Annotated in this window: 12 protein-coding genes; 6 read left to right on the top strand and 6 right to left on the bottom strand. The window is 71.2% G+C overall.

Annotated elements, in window-relative coordinates:
• Positions 1-147 precede the first annotated feature (147 nt).
• Positions 148-1,224, top strand: a complete 1,077-nt coding sequence (locus AB0E24_RS03350) for an efflux ABC transporter ATPase subunit, DrrA-related (RefSeq protein WP_359374614.1) — start codon at positions 148-150, stop codon at positions 1,222-1,224.
• Positions 1,224-2,087, top strand: a complete 864-nt coding sequence (locus AB0E24_RS03345; protein ID WP_069864620.1) for an ABC transporter permease — start codon at positions 1,224-1,226, stop codon at positions 2,085-2,087. Before AB0E24_RS03350 ends, AB0E24_RS03345 begins: the two co-directional genes overlap by 1 nt.
• 75 nt (positions 2,088-2,162) lie before the next feature.
• On the opposite strand, the gene greA is transcribed toward AB0E24_RS03345, so the two are convergent.
• Complete coding sequence (greA, locus tag AB0E24_RS03340; protein ID WP_069864618.1) at positions 2,163-2,660, bottom strand: transcription elongation factor GreA; 498 nt, start codon at positions 2,658-2,660, stop codon at positions 2,163-2,165.
• Between the two features lie 189 nt (positions 2,661-2,849).
• On the bottom strand, positions 2,850-3,254 hold the full coding sequence (locus tag AB0E24_RS03335; protein WP_069864616.1) for a DUF4307 domain-containing protein: 405 nt from the start codon (positions 3,252-3,254) through the stop codon (positions 2,850-2,852).
• A 97-nt stretch (positions 3,255-3,351) separates the two neighbouring features.
• Here AB0E24_RS03335 and mca point away from each other — a divergent pair, with 97 nt between their 5' ends.
• Together mca and AB0E24_RS03325 are read left to right on the top strand one after the other, a co-directional pair.
• Complete coding sequence (mca, locus tag AB0E24_RS03330; RefSeq protein ID WP_174884624.1) at positions 3,352-4,224, top strand: mycothiol conjugate amidase Mca; 873 nt, start codon at positions 3,352-3,354, stop codon at positions 4,222-4,224.
• Positions 4,225-4,231: 7 nt separating this feature from the next.
• A complete protein-coding gene (locus tag AB0E24_RS03325) occupies positions 4,232-4,480 on the top strand; it encodes a hypothetical protein (protein WP_069865534.1) in 249 nt (82 codons plus the stop codon).
• Between the two features lie 78 nt (positions 4,481-4,558).
• Here AB0E24_RS03325 and AB0E24_RS03320 read toward each other — a convergent pair whose 3' ends face one another.
• Positions 4,559-7,846, bottom strand: a complete 3,288-nt coding sequence (locus tag AB0E24_RS03320; protein WP_359374612.1) for a tetratricopeptide repeat protein — start codon at positions 7,844-7,846, stop codon at positions 4,559-4,561.
• A 123-nt stretch (positions 7,847-7,969) separates the two neighbouring features.
• On the opposite strand from AB0E24_RS03320, the gene AB0E24_RS03315 reads away from it, so the two are divergent.
• The gene (locus AB0E24_RS03315) at positions 7,970-10,006 is read left to right on the top strand and encodes a thioredoxin domain-containing protein (protein ID WP_206333189.1); all 2,037 of its coding nucleotides are present in this window, start codon (positions 7,970-7,972) and stop codon (positions 10,004-10,006) included.
• Positions 10,007-10,174: 168 nt separating this feature from the next.
• Here AB0E24_RS03315 and AB0E24_RS03310 read toward each other — a convergent pair whose 3' ends face one another.
• A complete protein-coding gene (locus AB0E24_RS03310; protein WP_359374610.1) occupies positions 10,175-10,960 on the bottom strand; it encodes a TetR/AcrR family transcriptional regulator in 786 nt (261 codons plus the stop codon).
• Positions 10,960-11,670, bottom strand: a complete 711-nt coding sequence (gene trhA / locus AB0E24_RS03305) for a PAQR family membrane homeostasis protein TrhA (RefSeq protein WP_100806356.1) — start codon at positions 11,668-11,670, stop codon at positions 10,960-10,962. The genes AB0E24_RS03310 and trhA overlap by 1 nt, the downstream gene beginning before the upstream one ends.
• 246 nt (positions 11,671-11,916) lie before the next feature.
• Here trhA and AB0E24_RS03300 point away from each other — a divergent pair, with 246 nt between their 5' ends.
• Complete coding sequence (locus tag AB0E24_RS03300; protein ID WP_359374608.1) at positions 11,917-13,749, top strand: phosphoenolpyruvate carboxykinase (GTP); 1,833 nt, start codon at positions 11,917-11,919, stop codon at positions 13,747-13,749.
• A gap of 162 nt (positions 13,750-13,911) precedes the next feature.
• On the opposite strand, the gene AB0E24_RS03295 is transcribed toward AB0E24_RS03300, so the two are convergent.
• Entirely contained in the window at positions 13,912-14,322 is a 411-nt protein-coding gene (locus AB0E24_RS03295; RefSeq protein WP_359374606.1) for an SCO4983 family protein, read from the bottom strand.
• Between the last annotated feature and the right edge of the window lie 113 nt (positions 14,323-14,435).

Here is a 14,435-nt window from a genome sequence, read left to right as displayed (position 1 = left end):
GGCAGGCCACCCTTCCTTCGGTTCGCGTATATCGCGATGTATCGCGTCCCCGATACCTTTGCCGTCCAGTTGCTGCCGTGCGCTGCCTATTTGGGCGGACTTATGCCTTGATTGAGTGGAACCGACCCAACCCCGGGGAGTGCCAACATGCCAGGCGCTATTCACGCCGAGGGTCTGGTGAAGACCTTCGGCGACGTAAGGGCTCTGGACGGCGTCGATCTCGACGTACCGGAAGGAACCGTTCTAGGACTGCTCGGCCCCAATGGCGCCGGCAAGACCACAGCGGTGCGCGTGCTCACCACGCTGCTGCGCCCGGACAGCGGGAGGGCGGTGGTCGCGGGTGTGGACGTGCTGAAGAACCCCGACGAGGTCCGTCGTTCCATCGGGCTGTCCGGCCAATTCGCCGCCGTGGACGAGTACTTGACCGGCCGTGAGAACCTCCGGATGGTCGGCCAGCTCTACCAGATGGGAGCGCGGGCGGCCAGGGCCCGCGCGAGTGAGCTGCTGGAGCGGTTCGGCCTCGCCGAGGCGGCCGACCGCACCGCCAAGACGTACTCCGGCGGAATGCGGCGGAGGCTGGACCTCGCCGCGGCGCTGGTGGTCAGGCCGCCCGTGATGTTCATGGACGAGCCGACCACCGGTCTGGACCCGCGCAACCGGCAGGCGCTGTGGGAGGTCATCCAGGAGCTGGTGGCCGGCGGTACGACACTCCTGCTGACCACGCAGTATCTGGAGGAGGCGGACCATCTGGCGTATGACATCTGCGTGATCGACCGCGGCCGGGTCATCGCTCGCGGCACCTCCGACCAGCTCAAGGCCCGTACGGGCGGGGAGCGCGTGGAGGTCGTGGTGCATGAGCGCGAGCACATCGCGGCCGCCGATGAGGTACTGCGGGTCCTGGGCAAGGGCGAGACGACCGTGCAGGAGCACACCCGTAAGGTCACCGTCCCGGTCGTGGGCGGCGCCAAGCTGCTCGCCGAGGTGATCCGCGAACTGGACACCCGCGGTGTCGAGATCGACGACATCGGGCTGCGCAGACCGACCCTGGACGATGTGTTCATCTCGCTCACCGGCCGTGGGACCGAGGGCGGACTCCGGGGCGGCGGCGGGACCGAGGACGGACTCCGGGGTGACGGCGGGGCCGAGGGCGGACTCCGGGGCGGCGGCGGGGCCGAGGGCGGACTTCAGGGGGGCGGCCGGGCCGAGGGCGGGGGAGGCGAGTGATGGCCGTTGCCGAGGAGACCGGTGCCACCGTCACCGCGGCGCCCCGGCCGCGCGGCGGACCGCTGCGGTCCGTCCGGGATTCGCTGGTGGTCGCCAAGCGCAATCTGATCCGGATGATGCGCATTCCGGAGATGGTGGTGTTCGGCCTGGTGCAGCCGATCATGTTCGTGGTGCTGTTCAGCTATGTGTTCGGCGGCGCGATTATGGTTCCGGGGCAGTCCGGCGCGGATGCCACGGTGTATCGCGAGTTCCTGATGGCCGGGATCTTCGCGCAGACCGTGACCTTCGCCACGGCGGGCGCGGGCGCGGGGATCGCCGACGATATGCACAAGGGGCTGATCGACCGCTTCCGCTCGCTGCCGATGGCGCGTGGCGCGGTGCTCACCGGCCGTACGCTCGCGGATCTCGTCCAGACGGCGCTGACGCTGGTGGTGCTGGCGATCGTCGCGGTCATCGTGGGCTGGCGGATCCATGACGGTGTGCCGAAGGCGCTGGCCGCATTCGGGCTGCTGCTTCTGCTCGGCTACGCCTTCTCATGGATCGGCGCGCTGATCGGTCTTTCGGTGCGGACGCCGGAGGCGGCCACCTCGGGCGGGCTGATCTGGCTGTTCCCGCTGACGTTCATCTCGAACGCCTTCGTACCGTCCAGCAAGATGCCCGCCGTGCTGGGCCATATCGCCGACTGGAACCCCTTCAGCGCGACGGTGCAGGCGTCCCGGCAGCTGTTCGGCAATCCGGAGGGTGTGGTCTCGGACGCCTGGCCGATGCGGCATCCGGCGCTGGCGTCGATCCTCTGGTCGCTGCTGATCATCCTGGTCTTCCGGACGCTGGCGGTGCGCAAATACCGCTCGGCGACCGCCTGAGCGGCCCTTCCGGGAGCACGGAGATCGAGGGGGAGCCCCGGCCGTCCGGCCGGGGCTCCCCACCAGGCGTTCGGCTCAGCCCTGGTACGGCTTGGCCTCGAGGATCCGCACCGAGGCGGTACGGCCGTTGGGCAGCTCGTACTCCGCGTCCTGGCCCACCTTCTTGCCGTTCACACCCGAGCCCAGCGGGGACTGCGGCGAGTAGGTCTCGACGCCCGCGCTCGCGTACTCACGAGAGGCGAGCAGGAAGGTCAGGGTGTCGTCCGGGTCGCCGTCGAAGGCGATGGTGACGACCATGCCGGGGGCGACCACGCCGGTGTCCGCGGGGGCCTCGCCGACCTTCGCGTGCTGGAGGAGCTGCGTCAGCTGGCGGACGCGGAGCTCCTGCTTGCCCTGCTCTTCCTTGGCGGCGTGGTAACCCCCGTTCTCCCGGAGGTCACCCTCCTCCCGGGCAGCCTCGATCTTCTTCGCGATCTCGACACGTGCGGGACCCGACAGGTACTCCAGCTCGGCCTTGAGCTGGTCGTACGCCTCCTGGGTCAGCCAGGTGACGTTCTCGCTGGTCTGGGTCACAGGTGCTCCTCGTCGGTGCTGGGAATACAAATGAACGCCCTACTCAGAAGGGTGCGCCTTCGAAGCCGGGCGAAACCACGAGCCTAACAATTCCGGCAAGAAACGGGGAGGAGGGAACTGGGCGTAATGCGTAGGAAACCCGTCAGTGCTGGTCAGATCGGGTTCGTCGCTCCGACACGTCCAGTTCGATTATCGAACAGGCTCGCAGCCGATCAGCTCGGCGCTGGTCGCCCGGGCCGTGGTGCGCACCGTCACCACCTTGACCAGGTCGTCCTGGCGCTGGTCGAAGGTGAAGTCCTTCCGGCCCACCTCGGCGTGGTACTGGTCCAGGGTACGCACCGTGCAGACACCGGTGGCGCCCTTGTCCTTGGTGACCTCCAGCCGCACATCGACGGCGTCGTCGGCGACCACCTTGAAACCGGTCAACCGGCCGCTGACGTCCTGACCGGTGATGTAGTCGTACCCGAACCACGAGATCAGGGCCAGCAGCCCGGCACCGAGCACCGCGCCGACGATCTTCAGCGTACGGTCCGCACGCGCGTCCGCGGACCGGCCGTAACGCCCGTCGGGCAGACCCTCGCGCACCGCGGCCATGGGCGTTCCTCCTGCTGGGGGAGAGATCGGAATTATTCGTCCCCGGTTTAGGTCACTATAGAAGCCGTCTCCCACGACGAATCACTGAGGATCGAACTTGACTGAGCAGCTGCGTTTGATGGCCGTGCACGCGCACCCCGATGACGAGTCGAGCAAGGGCGCGGCCACCATGGCCAAGTACGTGTCCGAGGGGGTGGACGTGCTGGTCGCCACCTGCACAGGCGGGGAGCGCGGCTCCATCCTGAACCCCAAGCTCCAGGGTGATCCCTACATCGAGGAGCACATCCACGAGGTCCGCGCCAAGGAGATGGACGAGGCGCGCCAGATCCTCGGCGTCAAGCAGGAGTGGCTGGGCTTCGTGGACTCCGGACTGCCCGAGGGCGATCCGCTGCCGCCACTGCCCGAGGGCTGCTTCGCGCTCCAGGATGTCGAGGCGGCCGCGGAGCCGCTGGTGAGGCTGATCCGCTCGTTCAAGCCGCAGGTGATCACCACCTATGACGAGAACGGCGGCTATCCGCACCCCGACCACATCATGACCCACAAGATCACGATGGTGGCCTTCGAGGCGGCCGGGGACCCCGGGAAGTACCCGGAGGCGGGGGAGCCCTGGCAGCCGCAGAAGGTCTACTACAACCAGGGCTTCAACCGGGCGCGCACCGTCGCGCTGCACGAGGCGCTGCTGGCCCGCGGGATGGACTCGCCGTACGGGGAGTGGCTGGAGCGCTGGAAGACGTTCGACCGGCCCGAGCGCACGCTGACCACCTATGTGCCCTGCGCCGACTTCTTCGAGATCCGCGACAAGGCGCTGATCGCGCACCGTACGCAGATCGACCCCGACGGCGGCTGGTTCCGGGTGCCGATGGACATCCAGAAGGAGATCTGGCCCACCGAGGAGTACGAGCTCGCCAAGTCGCTCGTGGACACCTCCCTCCCCGAGGACGACCTCTTCGCGGGCATCCGCAACAATTGAGCCCATGATGAGCGCCACCAGCACCCTCGCCATGACTCATCTCGTCCCGCTCGCCAAGGACCTGGACGAGAACAAGGTGACCCCGGGCGTCCTCGGTTTCATCGTCTTCGCCGTGATCGGCGCGGCGGTGTGGCTGCTGATGAAGTCCATGAACAAGCACATGAAGCGGGTGAACTTCGAGGAGGCGCCGGAGCCGGGCAAAGCTCCGGCGGCGGCTTCCGCCGAAGGCACCAAGAGCGAGGAGCGCACGGCCTGAGCCCTGACCGGGCCTGACCGGGTGCCCGCAGCACGAGCGGGACCCCGACGGCGTCTCGGAGCACTCCCTGCGGAGCGCTCAGGCGCGGGGCCGGTCCGGCAGCACGGCCATGACCTCGCGCGAGTGGCGGCTCGGCACCATGCCGAGCTGCCATGCCTGCCACCCCGTCTCCGGCTCGACGCCGCGCGCCAGCACCAGCGCGAACGCCTCCGCGCACCCCTCCAGCCGGGAATCCCCCGCCGTGCCGTCCTCGCGCATCTCCCGCATCAGCTCCGCCAGCTCCTCCTGGGCCACCGCCGTGCCGATGACCGAGCCGCCCGCGGAGGCGAACGGCAGCAGGGTGCAGCGCAGGAACCGGGCCCAGGAGCGGCCGCGCCGGTCCCCGTACCCGGCGAACAGCACCGCCGCCTCGTCCACCAGCTCCAGGGCCTGCGCCGCCTTGCCGTTTCCCGCGTCGATCACCGCCAGCTCGATACAGGACCATGCCTCGCCATGGGCCACGCCCACCCGGCGGAAGTCCTGCCGCGCGTCCTGGAGCAGCTGCCTCGCGAAGCCGCTGTTGCGCAGCGAACCGGTCTGCGCCGCCCGCAGATCGCGGGTGACCCGCGCGGAGTGGTGACGGGCACACGCCAGCCCGTACACATCCCGCATCCGGCTGAACATCGTGCGGGCCCGCTCCAGCTCGCGCACCGCCGAGTCGTGGTCGCCGCGCTCCTCCAGCGCCTGGCCCAGGTAGTACAGCGTCCATGCCTCACCGCGCGCGTCCTCGTTCTCCCGGTGGCGGGCGAGGGCCTGGCGCAGCTGGTCGGCGGCCGTCGACGCCTCCCCGGCCACCAGCTGGGCCCGGGCCAGCTGGGTGAGCGCCCATGCCTCGCCGCGCTGGTCATGGGTGCGGCTATAGGCGTCCAGCGCGCCCCGCAGCTCGGCCTCGGCGCGCGGCACATCGCCCATCCGCAGACAAGCCTGGCCCAGCTGGAAGTGGGCCCACGCCTGGCCGTGCAGGCTCTCGCTCTCCTGATGCAGCTCCAGGGCCTCGCCCAGCAGCTCCAGCGCCTCCGCCAGCCCGCCGCGGTCGCGCTCCACCGCCGCCAGGGCGTGCATCGTCCAGGCCCGGTCGCCGCGCAGCTCCTCGGCCCGCTGGAGCTCCAGCGCCTCGCGCAGCTTCGCCGCGGCCTCCACGAGATTGCCCTGGTGGTGCAGGGTGATGCCCAGACTGCACAGCGCACGGGCCGCGCCCGCCTGGTGCTGCGCCTCGAAATACAGGTCCACCACCGAGGACAGTGTGGTGCGCGCCTGGTCCAGCTCGCCGAGCTGGCGGGCCGCGATACCGGTGCGCCACTGCACGGACCGCATCAGCAGCCCCTGGTCGACGGCCTGGGTGAGCTCGCTGATCTCACCCAGCCGGTAGAGATCGCCGCGCAGCAGGCAGTAGTCGCACAGCGCGCCCAGCAGATGGAGCACCGCGGCCTGGTCCACGCCCTCCGCATGGCGCAGCGCGGCGGTGATGAAGCTCGATTCGTCGTCCAGCCAGCGCAGCGCCGCATCCAGCGAGGTGAAGCCATGGCCGCCCGCCGCGCCCTTGCCGAAGATGTCGGCACGGGTGGACGTCTTGCCGTCGACCAGCCGGATCACCGAGTCCGCCAGCTCGGCGTAGCTGCGGATCAGCCGCTCCTGCGCGGCGGTGCGCTGCTCCGGCTGCTCCTCGTCGAGCAGCCGGGCGTGGGCGAAGGAGCGCACCAGGTCATGGAGGCGGTAGCGGCTGCCGCGCACATGCTGGATCAGCCCGGCCCGGCCGAGCGCCTTCAGATGGCGGCCGGCCTCCTGCTCATCGGCGTCCAGCAGCGCCGCGGCGGCCGCGCCGCCCAGGCTGGCCCGCCCGGCCAGCGCCAGCCGGCGCAGCAGCCGCCGGGCGCCGTCCTGCTGGTCGGTGTAGCGCAGCCACAGGGCGCGCTCGATCGCGCCCACCGGGCCGTACGCCTCCAGCTCGGTGACCAGGGCGGCGGGGGTGCGGGGGCCGAGCGAGGAGCCCGCGATCCGCAGCGCCAGCGGCAGCCGCCCGCACAGCTCGGCGATCCGCTCCATGGACTGCCCGTCGTAGGGCCCGGCGCCGGTGGGCTCCTCGGCCGAGGCCCGCAGCAGCTCCTCGGCGCCCGGCTCGTCCAGCGGGCCCACCTCCACCCCGTGCACCCGGGCGGCGAGGCCGTCCGGGAGGCTGAGCGGGGTGCGCGAGGTGATCAGGACCAGGCTGTCGGACCGCTCGGGGATCAGCGTGCGCACCTGCTCGGCGTCGCGGGCGTCGTCGAGCACGATGGTGACCGGCAGCCCGGTCAGATACTGGTGATACAGCTCGGTGAGCCGCCTGATGTGCTGGTCCTGCGAGGACCGCTCCCGGAAGAGCAGCTGGTCGCGGGGTGCGCCGAGCCGGTTCAGCAGATGCAGCAGCGCGTCCCGGGTCGGCAGCGGGGCCTGCTCGGGGCTGTCGCCGCGCAGATCGACCAGGCACGCACCGCGGAACTCGTCGTGCAGATGGTGGGCCGCCCGCACCGCCAGCATGGTGCGGCCGGAGCCCGGCGGGCCCTCCAGCAGCACCACCGTGGGCTTGGTCTCGGTGGATGCGCGGGCCTGCCGCACCCACTGCGCGATCTGGGTGATCTGCGCATGCCGCCCGGCGAACGGGCCGTCCGCCTCGGGCAGATGGGCGAAGGACTGCTCCAGCACGGTGCGCCTGCGGGCCGCCTGGCTGCGGTCCGCGCCGCGCAGCTTCGGCAGCTGACCGGTGGCGGAGGCCGAGCGCTTCGCCGAACCGCCGCCCTGGCGGGTGGCGGCCGCGGTCATCCGGTGCTGATCGATGAACGGCCGGATGCCCCGCACCTCGACCGCCGTGAGCCACTGGAGCCGCAGCTGCTCGGGCCCGCCGGGCTGGTTGCGCAGTGCGGCCTGGCGGTGGGCGGCGGGCCAGTGGCTCGCGGTGAGCTTGACGACGGCCGCCGCCGATCCGGCCACCGCGGCCGTCACCCCCGCGCCCAGCGCCGTGCCCGCCGAGGTGCCGTAGGTGAGATCCGCGCCGAAGGCCGCCGCCGCGGCGACCGTCGCGGCCAGCGCCGGAGTGCCCAATTGCCCGCGCGACAGGCGCGAAGAGAGCGGTCTGCTGCCCGCGCTGGATTCGTCCAGCGCGCGCACATACGCCCCGTACTCCTCCGCGGCGGCCGCGGCCATCTCGTCCAGCGCGCCCCGCGCCCGGCCGAGCAGCACTCCGCCGTCGGTGCGCCCGCCCGAGCGGCGCACCTCCTCCTCCACGGCGCGCGACAGCAGCCGCTCGACCTCGGTCCGGTGGCTTTCCCGCAGCACCGCCAGTGATCCCGGCATGTGATCCCCCTCCTGCGCAGCAGTGCCATCAGTCTTCCGCTTCTGGCTCTTATCCGGCAGTCCTGTGGATAACTCCCCTGTGGATAACTTCGTCTGTCTCGCCGGGTGGGGGAGGATGGAGCCATGCCGAACCGTCTGGCGCATGAGACGTCCCCCTATCTGCTTCAACACGCCGAGAACCCCGTCGATTGGTGGCCGTGGTCGGACGAGGCGTTCGAGGAAGCGCGGCGCCGCGGGGTGCCCGTGCTGCTGAGCGTCGGCTATTCGAGCTGCCACTGGTGCCATGTCATGGCGCACGAGTCGTTCGAGGACAAGGCGACGGCCGACTACCTCAACGCCCACTTCGTCTCCGTGAAGGTCGACCGCGAGGAGCGGCCGGACGTCGACGCGGTGTACATGGAGGCGGTGCAGGCCGCGACCGGCCAGGGCGGCTGGCCCATGACGGTCTTTCTGACCCCCGAGGCCCAGCCGTTCTACTTCGGCACCTACTTCCCGCCCCGGCCCCGGCCCGGAATGCCGTCCTTCCGGCAGGTGCTGGAGGGGGTGGGCGCCGCCTGGGAGGAGCGCCGCGAGGAGGTGCGGGACGTCGCCGGCCGGATCGTGGAGGACCTGGCCCGGCGCAGCGACATCGCCCTGGGCCCGGGGGCGCCCCAGCCGCCCGGCGCGGAGGATCTGCACACCGCGCTCATGGTCCTGACCCGCGAATTCGACGCCACGCGCGGCGGTTTCGGCGGTGCGCCGAAGTTCCCGCCGTCCATGGCGCTGGAGTTCCTGCTGCGCCACCACGCCCGCACCGGCTCCGAGGGCGCGTTGCAGATGGTGGCGGCCACCTGCGAGGCGATGGCCCGCGGCGGTGTCTACGACCAGCTCGGCGGCGGTTTCGCCCGCTATTCCGTCGACGCCGCCTGGACCGTGCCGCACTTCGAGAAGATGCTGTACGACAATGCGCTGCTGTGCCGGGTCTACGCCCATCTGTGGCGGGCCACCGGCTCGGACCTCGCCCGCCGTGTCGCCCTGGAGACGGCGGACTTCATGGTCCGCGAGCTGCGCACCGCACAGGGCGGCTTCGCCTCCGCGCTGGACGCCGACAGCGACGACGGCACCGGCAGGCATGTCGAGGGCGCGTACTACGCGTGGACGCCCGAGCAGCTGCGCGAGGTGCTGGGGGAGGCCGACGCGGAGTTCGCCGCCGGGTATTTCGGGGTCACGGAGGAGGGCACCTTCGAGGAGGGCGCCTCCGTGCTCCAGCTGCCCGACGGGGAGCGGCTGACGGACGCGTCCCGGGTCGCCTCCGTACGGGAGCGGCTGCTGGCCGCCAGGGGGCTCCGGGCCCGCCCCGGCCGCGACGACAAGATCGTCGCCGCCTGGAACGGGCTGGCCGTGGCGGCTCTCGCCGAGACCGGTGCCTATTTCGACCGCGCCGACCTGGTGGAAGTCGCGACCGAGGCCGCCGAGCTGCTGGTGCGCATCCACATGGACCAGCGCGGGCGGCTGGCCCGCACCTCGCTCGACGGCACCGCGGGCGGCCACGCGGGCGTGCTGGAGGACTACGGGGATGTGGCCGAGGGCTTCCTCGCCCTCGCCGCCGTCACCGGCGACGGTGCGTGGGTGGACTTCGCCGGGCTACTCCTGGACACCGTGCTGAGCCGGTTCACCGCCGAGGACGGCACGCTGTTCGACACCGCCGACGACGCCGAGGCGCTCATCCGCCGCCCCCAGGACCCTACGGACAACGCGGCGCCCTCCGGCTGGACGGCCGCCGCCGGGGCCCTGCTGTCCTACGCCGCCATCACCGGCAGCACCGACCACCGCGAGGCCGCCGAGCGCGCCCTCGCCGTGGTGCGTGCCCTCGGCCCCCGGGTGCCCCGCTTCATCGGCTGGGGCCTGGCGGTGGCCGAGGCCCGGCTCGACGGGCCGCGCGAGGTGGCGGTGGTCGGCCCCGGCGACGACCCGGCGACCCGCGCCCTGCACCGCGCCGCGCTCCTGGCCACCGCCCCCGGAGCGGTCGTCGCGGTCGGCGAGCCCGGCTCCGGGGAGGTCCCGCTGCTCCAGGACCGCCCCCTGCTGGAAGGACGCCCGGCGGCATACGTCTGCCGCGGCTTCACCTGCGACGCGCCCACGGCCGACGTCGAGGCGCTGACGGCCAAGCTGGGGGGTTGAGCGAAGGCGGGGCGGCGGCCGCTCGCCCTGGCTCTGGCCGGGCGGCCGGGCCGACCCCGGGCCGACCCCGGGTCGGCTCCGACCAACCCCAGGGCCAGCTCCGGTGGGCCCCGGGTCAGCCCGGGGGCCGATGGCAGGGCGCAGAGGCAGGGGCGTTCCCCGGGCAGATCACAGCGGTACGCCTCGGCTGAGCAGGTCCAGGGCTCGGTCGATGGCCGTCGCCAGGTCGTCGGCGCCTCGCCGGGTGGCCCGGGGGGCGCCCGACGGACGTCCCGGTGTTCCCGGCGTCCCCGGTGTCTTCGGTTCCTTCGTTCCCGCCGTTCCCTTCGGCCCGTCGCCCAGACTTTCGTCCAGGCCGTCGCCCAGGCTCTCGTCCAGGCTCTCGTCCAGGCCGCAGGCCAGACCGTGGTCCAGGCAGTGGAAGACGGCCTCTCGCAGGGCGCCGAGGACGGCGCCCACCGCGACCCGCACCTCGAAGTCGTCCGGGGCCCGGCCGCTGCGCTCGGCCAGCGCCTCGCCCAGCAGGGCGCCGCTGTCGGCCAGGCAGCCGCTCATCCGAGCGCGCAGCGCCGGGACCTGCCGGACGAGGGCCAGCCGGGCCAGCAGTTCGTCGCGTTCCGCGCCCGCCGAGGGGCCCAGCAGCTCGGCGACGGCATGGCGCAGGGAGGCGGCCGGGGGTTCGTCCCGCGGGCGCTCGCGGATCGCCTCCGCCATGAGCGCGTCGTACTCGTCGGTGAGGACGATGTCCTCCTTGGCCGGGAAGTACCGGAAGACGGTGCTGGACGAGACATCGGCGGCGCGTGCGATCCGGTCCACCGGAGTGGCCTCGTAGCCCTGCTCCGCGAAGAGCCGGAGGGCGGCGCGCCGGATCGCCTGCCGGGTTTTGATCTTCTTCCGTTCGCGCAGCCCGGGGCCGGGCCCGCGTTCGGGCTGGGGGGTGGTGGCCTTGGGCATCAGGGGTGCTGGTACGCCACCAAGGAGATGCCGACGTAGTGCACGACGAAGGCGGCCAGCGTGAAGCTGTGGAACACCTCGTGGAAGCCGAACCAGCGGGGTGAGGGGTTGGGGCGCTTGGTGCCATAGATCACCGCGCCCACGCTGTAGAGCAGCCCGCCGACGACGATCAGCGTCATCACGGCGATGCCGCCGGTGCGCAGGAAGTCGGGCAGGAAGAAGATGGCCGCCCAGCCCAGCGCGATGTAGCACGGGGTGTACAGCCAGCGCGGGGCGCCGACCCAGAAGACCCGGAAGGCGATTCCGGCGAGCGCTCCGGCCCACACCAGCCACAGCAGCAGTTGCTTCTTGCCGTGTGGCAGAAGCAGCAGCGTGAAGGGCGTGTAGGTGCCCGCGATGATCAGGAAGATATTGGCGTGGTCCAGCCGCCGCAGCACCGCGGCGGTACGCGGGCCCCAATTGCCGCGGTGGTAAAGGGCGCTGGTGCCGAACAGCGCACATGCGGTGAGCGTGTAGATGGCACAGGCCAGCCGCCCGCGCGGACTGTCGGCGAGGGCCGTCAGCACCACACCCGAGATCAGGGCCGCGGGAAACATGCCGGCGTGCAGCCAGCCACGCAGCATCGGCTTCAGGGGGAGCGGCGGGGCCGCTTTGGGCCCTGGGGGGTTCTCAACGGCGGCATCGGGCGCGGCGGCAGTCATGGCGCTCATGCTACCTACGCCACCGTAAGTTACCGATCCATGTCGAGTGGTGATGGTCACCAAGGCGCCCACTGGACAGATGGCCTACACAGTCGGATGATCAAATGAGCGCGGTCGGCACCGGATGAGCTGAGCATCCGGGTCGCAGCCCCCAAGGGGTAGCTGTCTCCATAATCGGATATGAGTGCACATATCCGTCCAAAACCCTCAATCATGACGCCGGAGCGAGTGCGGCTCCGGCGGGATGGAGCGATCGTGGCGCCCAGCAATGTGGCTTCCTCCCTCACCACCCCGAGCCCCACGAGCCACCAGGAGCTCGTCTCCTGGGTCGGCGAGATCGCCGCCCTCACCGAGCCCGACCAAGTGGTGTGGTGCGATGGCTCGGAGGCGGAGTACGACCGCCTGTGCGCGGAACTCGTCGAGAAGGGCACCTTCAAGCGCCTTGACTCGATCAAGCGCCCCAACTCGTACTACGCCGCATCCGATCCGAGCGATGTGGCGCGCGTCGAGGACCGTACGTTCATATGCTCCGAGAAGGAGGCGGACGCCGGCCCGACCAACCACTGGAAACACCCCGCGGAGATGCGCGAGATCTTTGCGGGGGAGCAGGGCGTCTTCCGGGGTTCGATGCGCGGCCGGACCATGTACGTCGTGCCCTTCTGCATGGGCCCGCTCGGCTCGCCGCTGTCCGCGATCGGCGTCGAGATCACCGACTCCGCCTATGTGGCCGTCTCCATGCGCACCATGACCCGCATGGGGCAGGACGTCCTCGATGTCCTCGGGGACGAGGGCTTCTTCGTCAAGGCCGTCCACTCCCTCGGTGCCCCGCTGGAGCCGGGCCGGGCCGACGTCCCCTGGCCGTGCAACTCGACCAAGTACATCTCGCACTTCCCGGAGACGCGGGAGATCTGGTCGTACGGCTCCGGCTACGGCGGCAACGCCCTGCTCGGCAAGAAGTGCTACGCCCTGCGCATCGCCTCGGTGATGGCGCGGGACGAGGGCTGGCTCGCCGAGCACATGCTGATCCTCAAGCTCACCCCGCCGCGCGGGGAGGCCAAGTACGTGGCCGCGGCGTTCCCGAGCGCCTGTGGCAAGACCAACCTCGCGATGCTGGAGCCGACCGTCCGGGGCTGGACGGTCGAGACGATCGGCGACGACATCGCCTGGATGCGGTTCGGTGAGGACGGCAGGCTCTACGCGATCAACCCCGAGGCGGGCTTCTTCGGTGTCGCGCCCGGCACCGGTGAGCACACCAACGCCAACGCGATGAAGACCCTGTGGGGGAACTCGGTCTTCACCAATGTGGCGCTCACCGACGACGGCGATGTGTGGTGGGAGGGCATGACCGAGGAGCCGCCCGCCCATCTGACCGACTGGAAGGGCAACGACTGGACCCCGGCGAGCGAGACGCCCGCGGCCCACCCAAACGCCCGTTTCACCGTGCCGGCCGGTCAGTGCCCGATCATCGCGCCCGAGTGGGAGGACCCCAAGGGCGTGCCGATCTCGGCGATCCTCTTCGGCGGCCGCCGGGCCAGCGCCGTTCCGCTGGTGACGGAGTCCTTCGACTGGCAGCACGGTGTCTTCCTCGGCGCCAACGTGGCGAGCGAGAAGACCGCCGCGGCCGAGGGCAAGGTCGGCGAGCTGCGCCGCGACCCGTTCGCCATGCTGCCGTTCTGCGGCTACAACATGGGCGACTACATGGCCCACTGGGTGAAGGTCGGCAAGAACGCCGACGCCGCCAAGCTGCCGAAGATCTACTACGTCAACTGGTTCCGCAAGGACGCCGGCGGGCGCTTCGTGTGGCCGGGCTTCGGTGAGAACAGCCGGGTGCTGAAGTGGATCGTCGACCGCCTGGACGGCACGGCCGAGGGCGTGGAGTCTCCGATCGGGGTGCTGCCGGCGCCCGGGGCGCTGGACACCGACGGCCTGGACCTCGACGACGCCTCGCTCGAACTGCTGCTCACGGTCGACAAGGACGTCTGGCGCGAGGAGGCGGCTCTGGTGCCCGATCACCTCAACACCTTCGGTGACCACACGCCCAAGGAGATGTGGGATGAGTACCACGCGCTGGTGAAGCGCCTGGGCTGAGCCGTACCGCGCCGCTCGACGGGACGGGGCCCGCGCTCGTGCGCGGGCCCCAGCCCATGTTCGTGCGCGGGCCCCGCCCCATGCTCATACGCGGGCCCCAGCCCATGCTCATGTCATGCCGCGCTCATGCGTGCGCTCATACGGCCGTGCTCGCCGCCGTCCTCACGCCGCCAGCCCCAGCGCGCTCGCATGGGACCGCAGCCGCTCGGCCGCCAGCTCCGTGACCGCCGCGTCCTCGCGTGACGTGGCCACGACCAGGGCCCATCCGGCCAGGGTGTGGGCGCGCTGGTGGAGGGCGGCGATATGCGCCGGGTCCGATTCCGTGGCGGAGGGCGCGGCGCGCAGTGGGGCGTGGCCGTCGCGCAGCCGGGCGGCCTGGTCGGCGAGCCGCTCGGCGGCGTCGTCGAGGCCGAGGTCCGGGGTGAGGGCGCGCAGCTCGTCCGTCACGGTGAGCAGCGCGGTCAGATGTCCGGCCAGCCGGATGTCCAGCTCTTCCTCGCGGGAGCGATGCGGGAAGTCGGGCTTGAGCTCGGCCATGCTGTGGACCGATTTGGTGCGGATCGGCTCGTACATGGATGGCCTCCAAGGGGTCAGGAGGCCATCCTAACTTAGACGCTGTCTAAAGTTGAGCGGCGGCTAAAAGATCAGGAGTCAAAAGCTCAGGAGCCGAATGCTCAGGAATCAAA

Source organism: Streptomyces malaysiensis subsp. malaysiensis, assembly GCF_040653035.1.
Classification (GTDB): domain Bacteria; phylum Actinomycetota; class Actinomycetes; order Streptomycetales; family Streptomycetaceae; genus Streptomyces; species Streptomyces malaysiensis.
The sequence above is the reverse complement of the archived record's forward strand: the minus strand, read 5'-3'. Positions and strand labels throughout refer to the sequence as shown.

What these genes read in the sequence shown, in the direction of transcription:
- AB0E24_RS03350 (WP_359374614.1), top strand. Translation starts at nt 148, where the DNA reads ATGCCAGGCGCTATTCACGCCGAGGGTCTGGTGAAGACCTTCGGCGAC.
- AB0E24_RS03345 (WP_069864620.1), top strand. Translation starts at nt 1,224, where the DNA reads ATGGCCGTTGCCGAGGAGACCGGTGCCACCGTCACCGCGGCGCCCCGG.
- AB0E24_RS03335 (WP_069864616.1), bottom strand. Translation starts at nt 3,254, where the DNA reads ATGGCCGCGGTGCGCGAGGGTCTGCCCGACGGGCGTTACGGCCGGTCC.
- AB0E24_RS03325 (WP_069865534.1), top strand. Translation starts at nt 4,232, where the DNA reads ATGAGCGCCACCAGCACCCTCGCCATGACTCATCTCGTCCCGCTCGCC.
- AB0E24_RS03320 (WP_359374612.1), bottom strand. Translation starts at nt 7,846, where the DNA reads ATGCCGGGATCACTGGCGGTGCTGCGGGAAAGCCACCGGACCGAGGTC.
- AB0E24_RS03315 (WP_206333189.1), top strand. Translation starts at nt 7,970, where the DNA reads ATGCCGAACCGTCTGGCGCATGAGACGTCCCCCTATCTGCTTCAACAC.
- AB0E24_RS03310 (WP_359374610.1), bottom strand. Translation starts at nt 10,960, where the DNA reads ATGCCCAAGGCCACCACCCCCCAGCCCGAACGCGGGCCCGGCCCCGGG.
- trhA (WP_100806356.1), bottom strand. Translation starts at nt 11,670, where the DNA reads ATGAGCGCCATGACTGCCGCCGCGCCCGATGCCGCCGTTGAGAACCCC.
- AB0E24_RS03295 (WP_359374606.1), bottom strand. Translation starts at nt 14,322, where the DNA reads ATGTACGAGCCGATCCGCACCAAATCGGTCCACAGCATGGCCGAGCTC.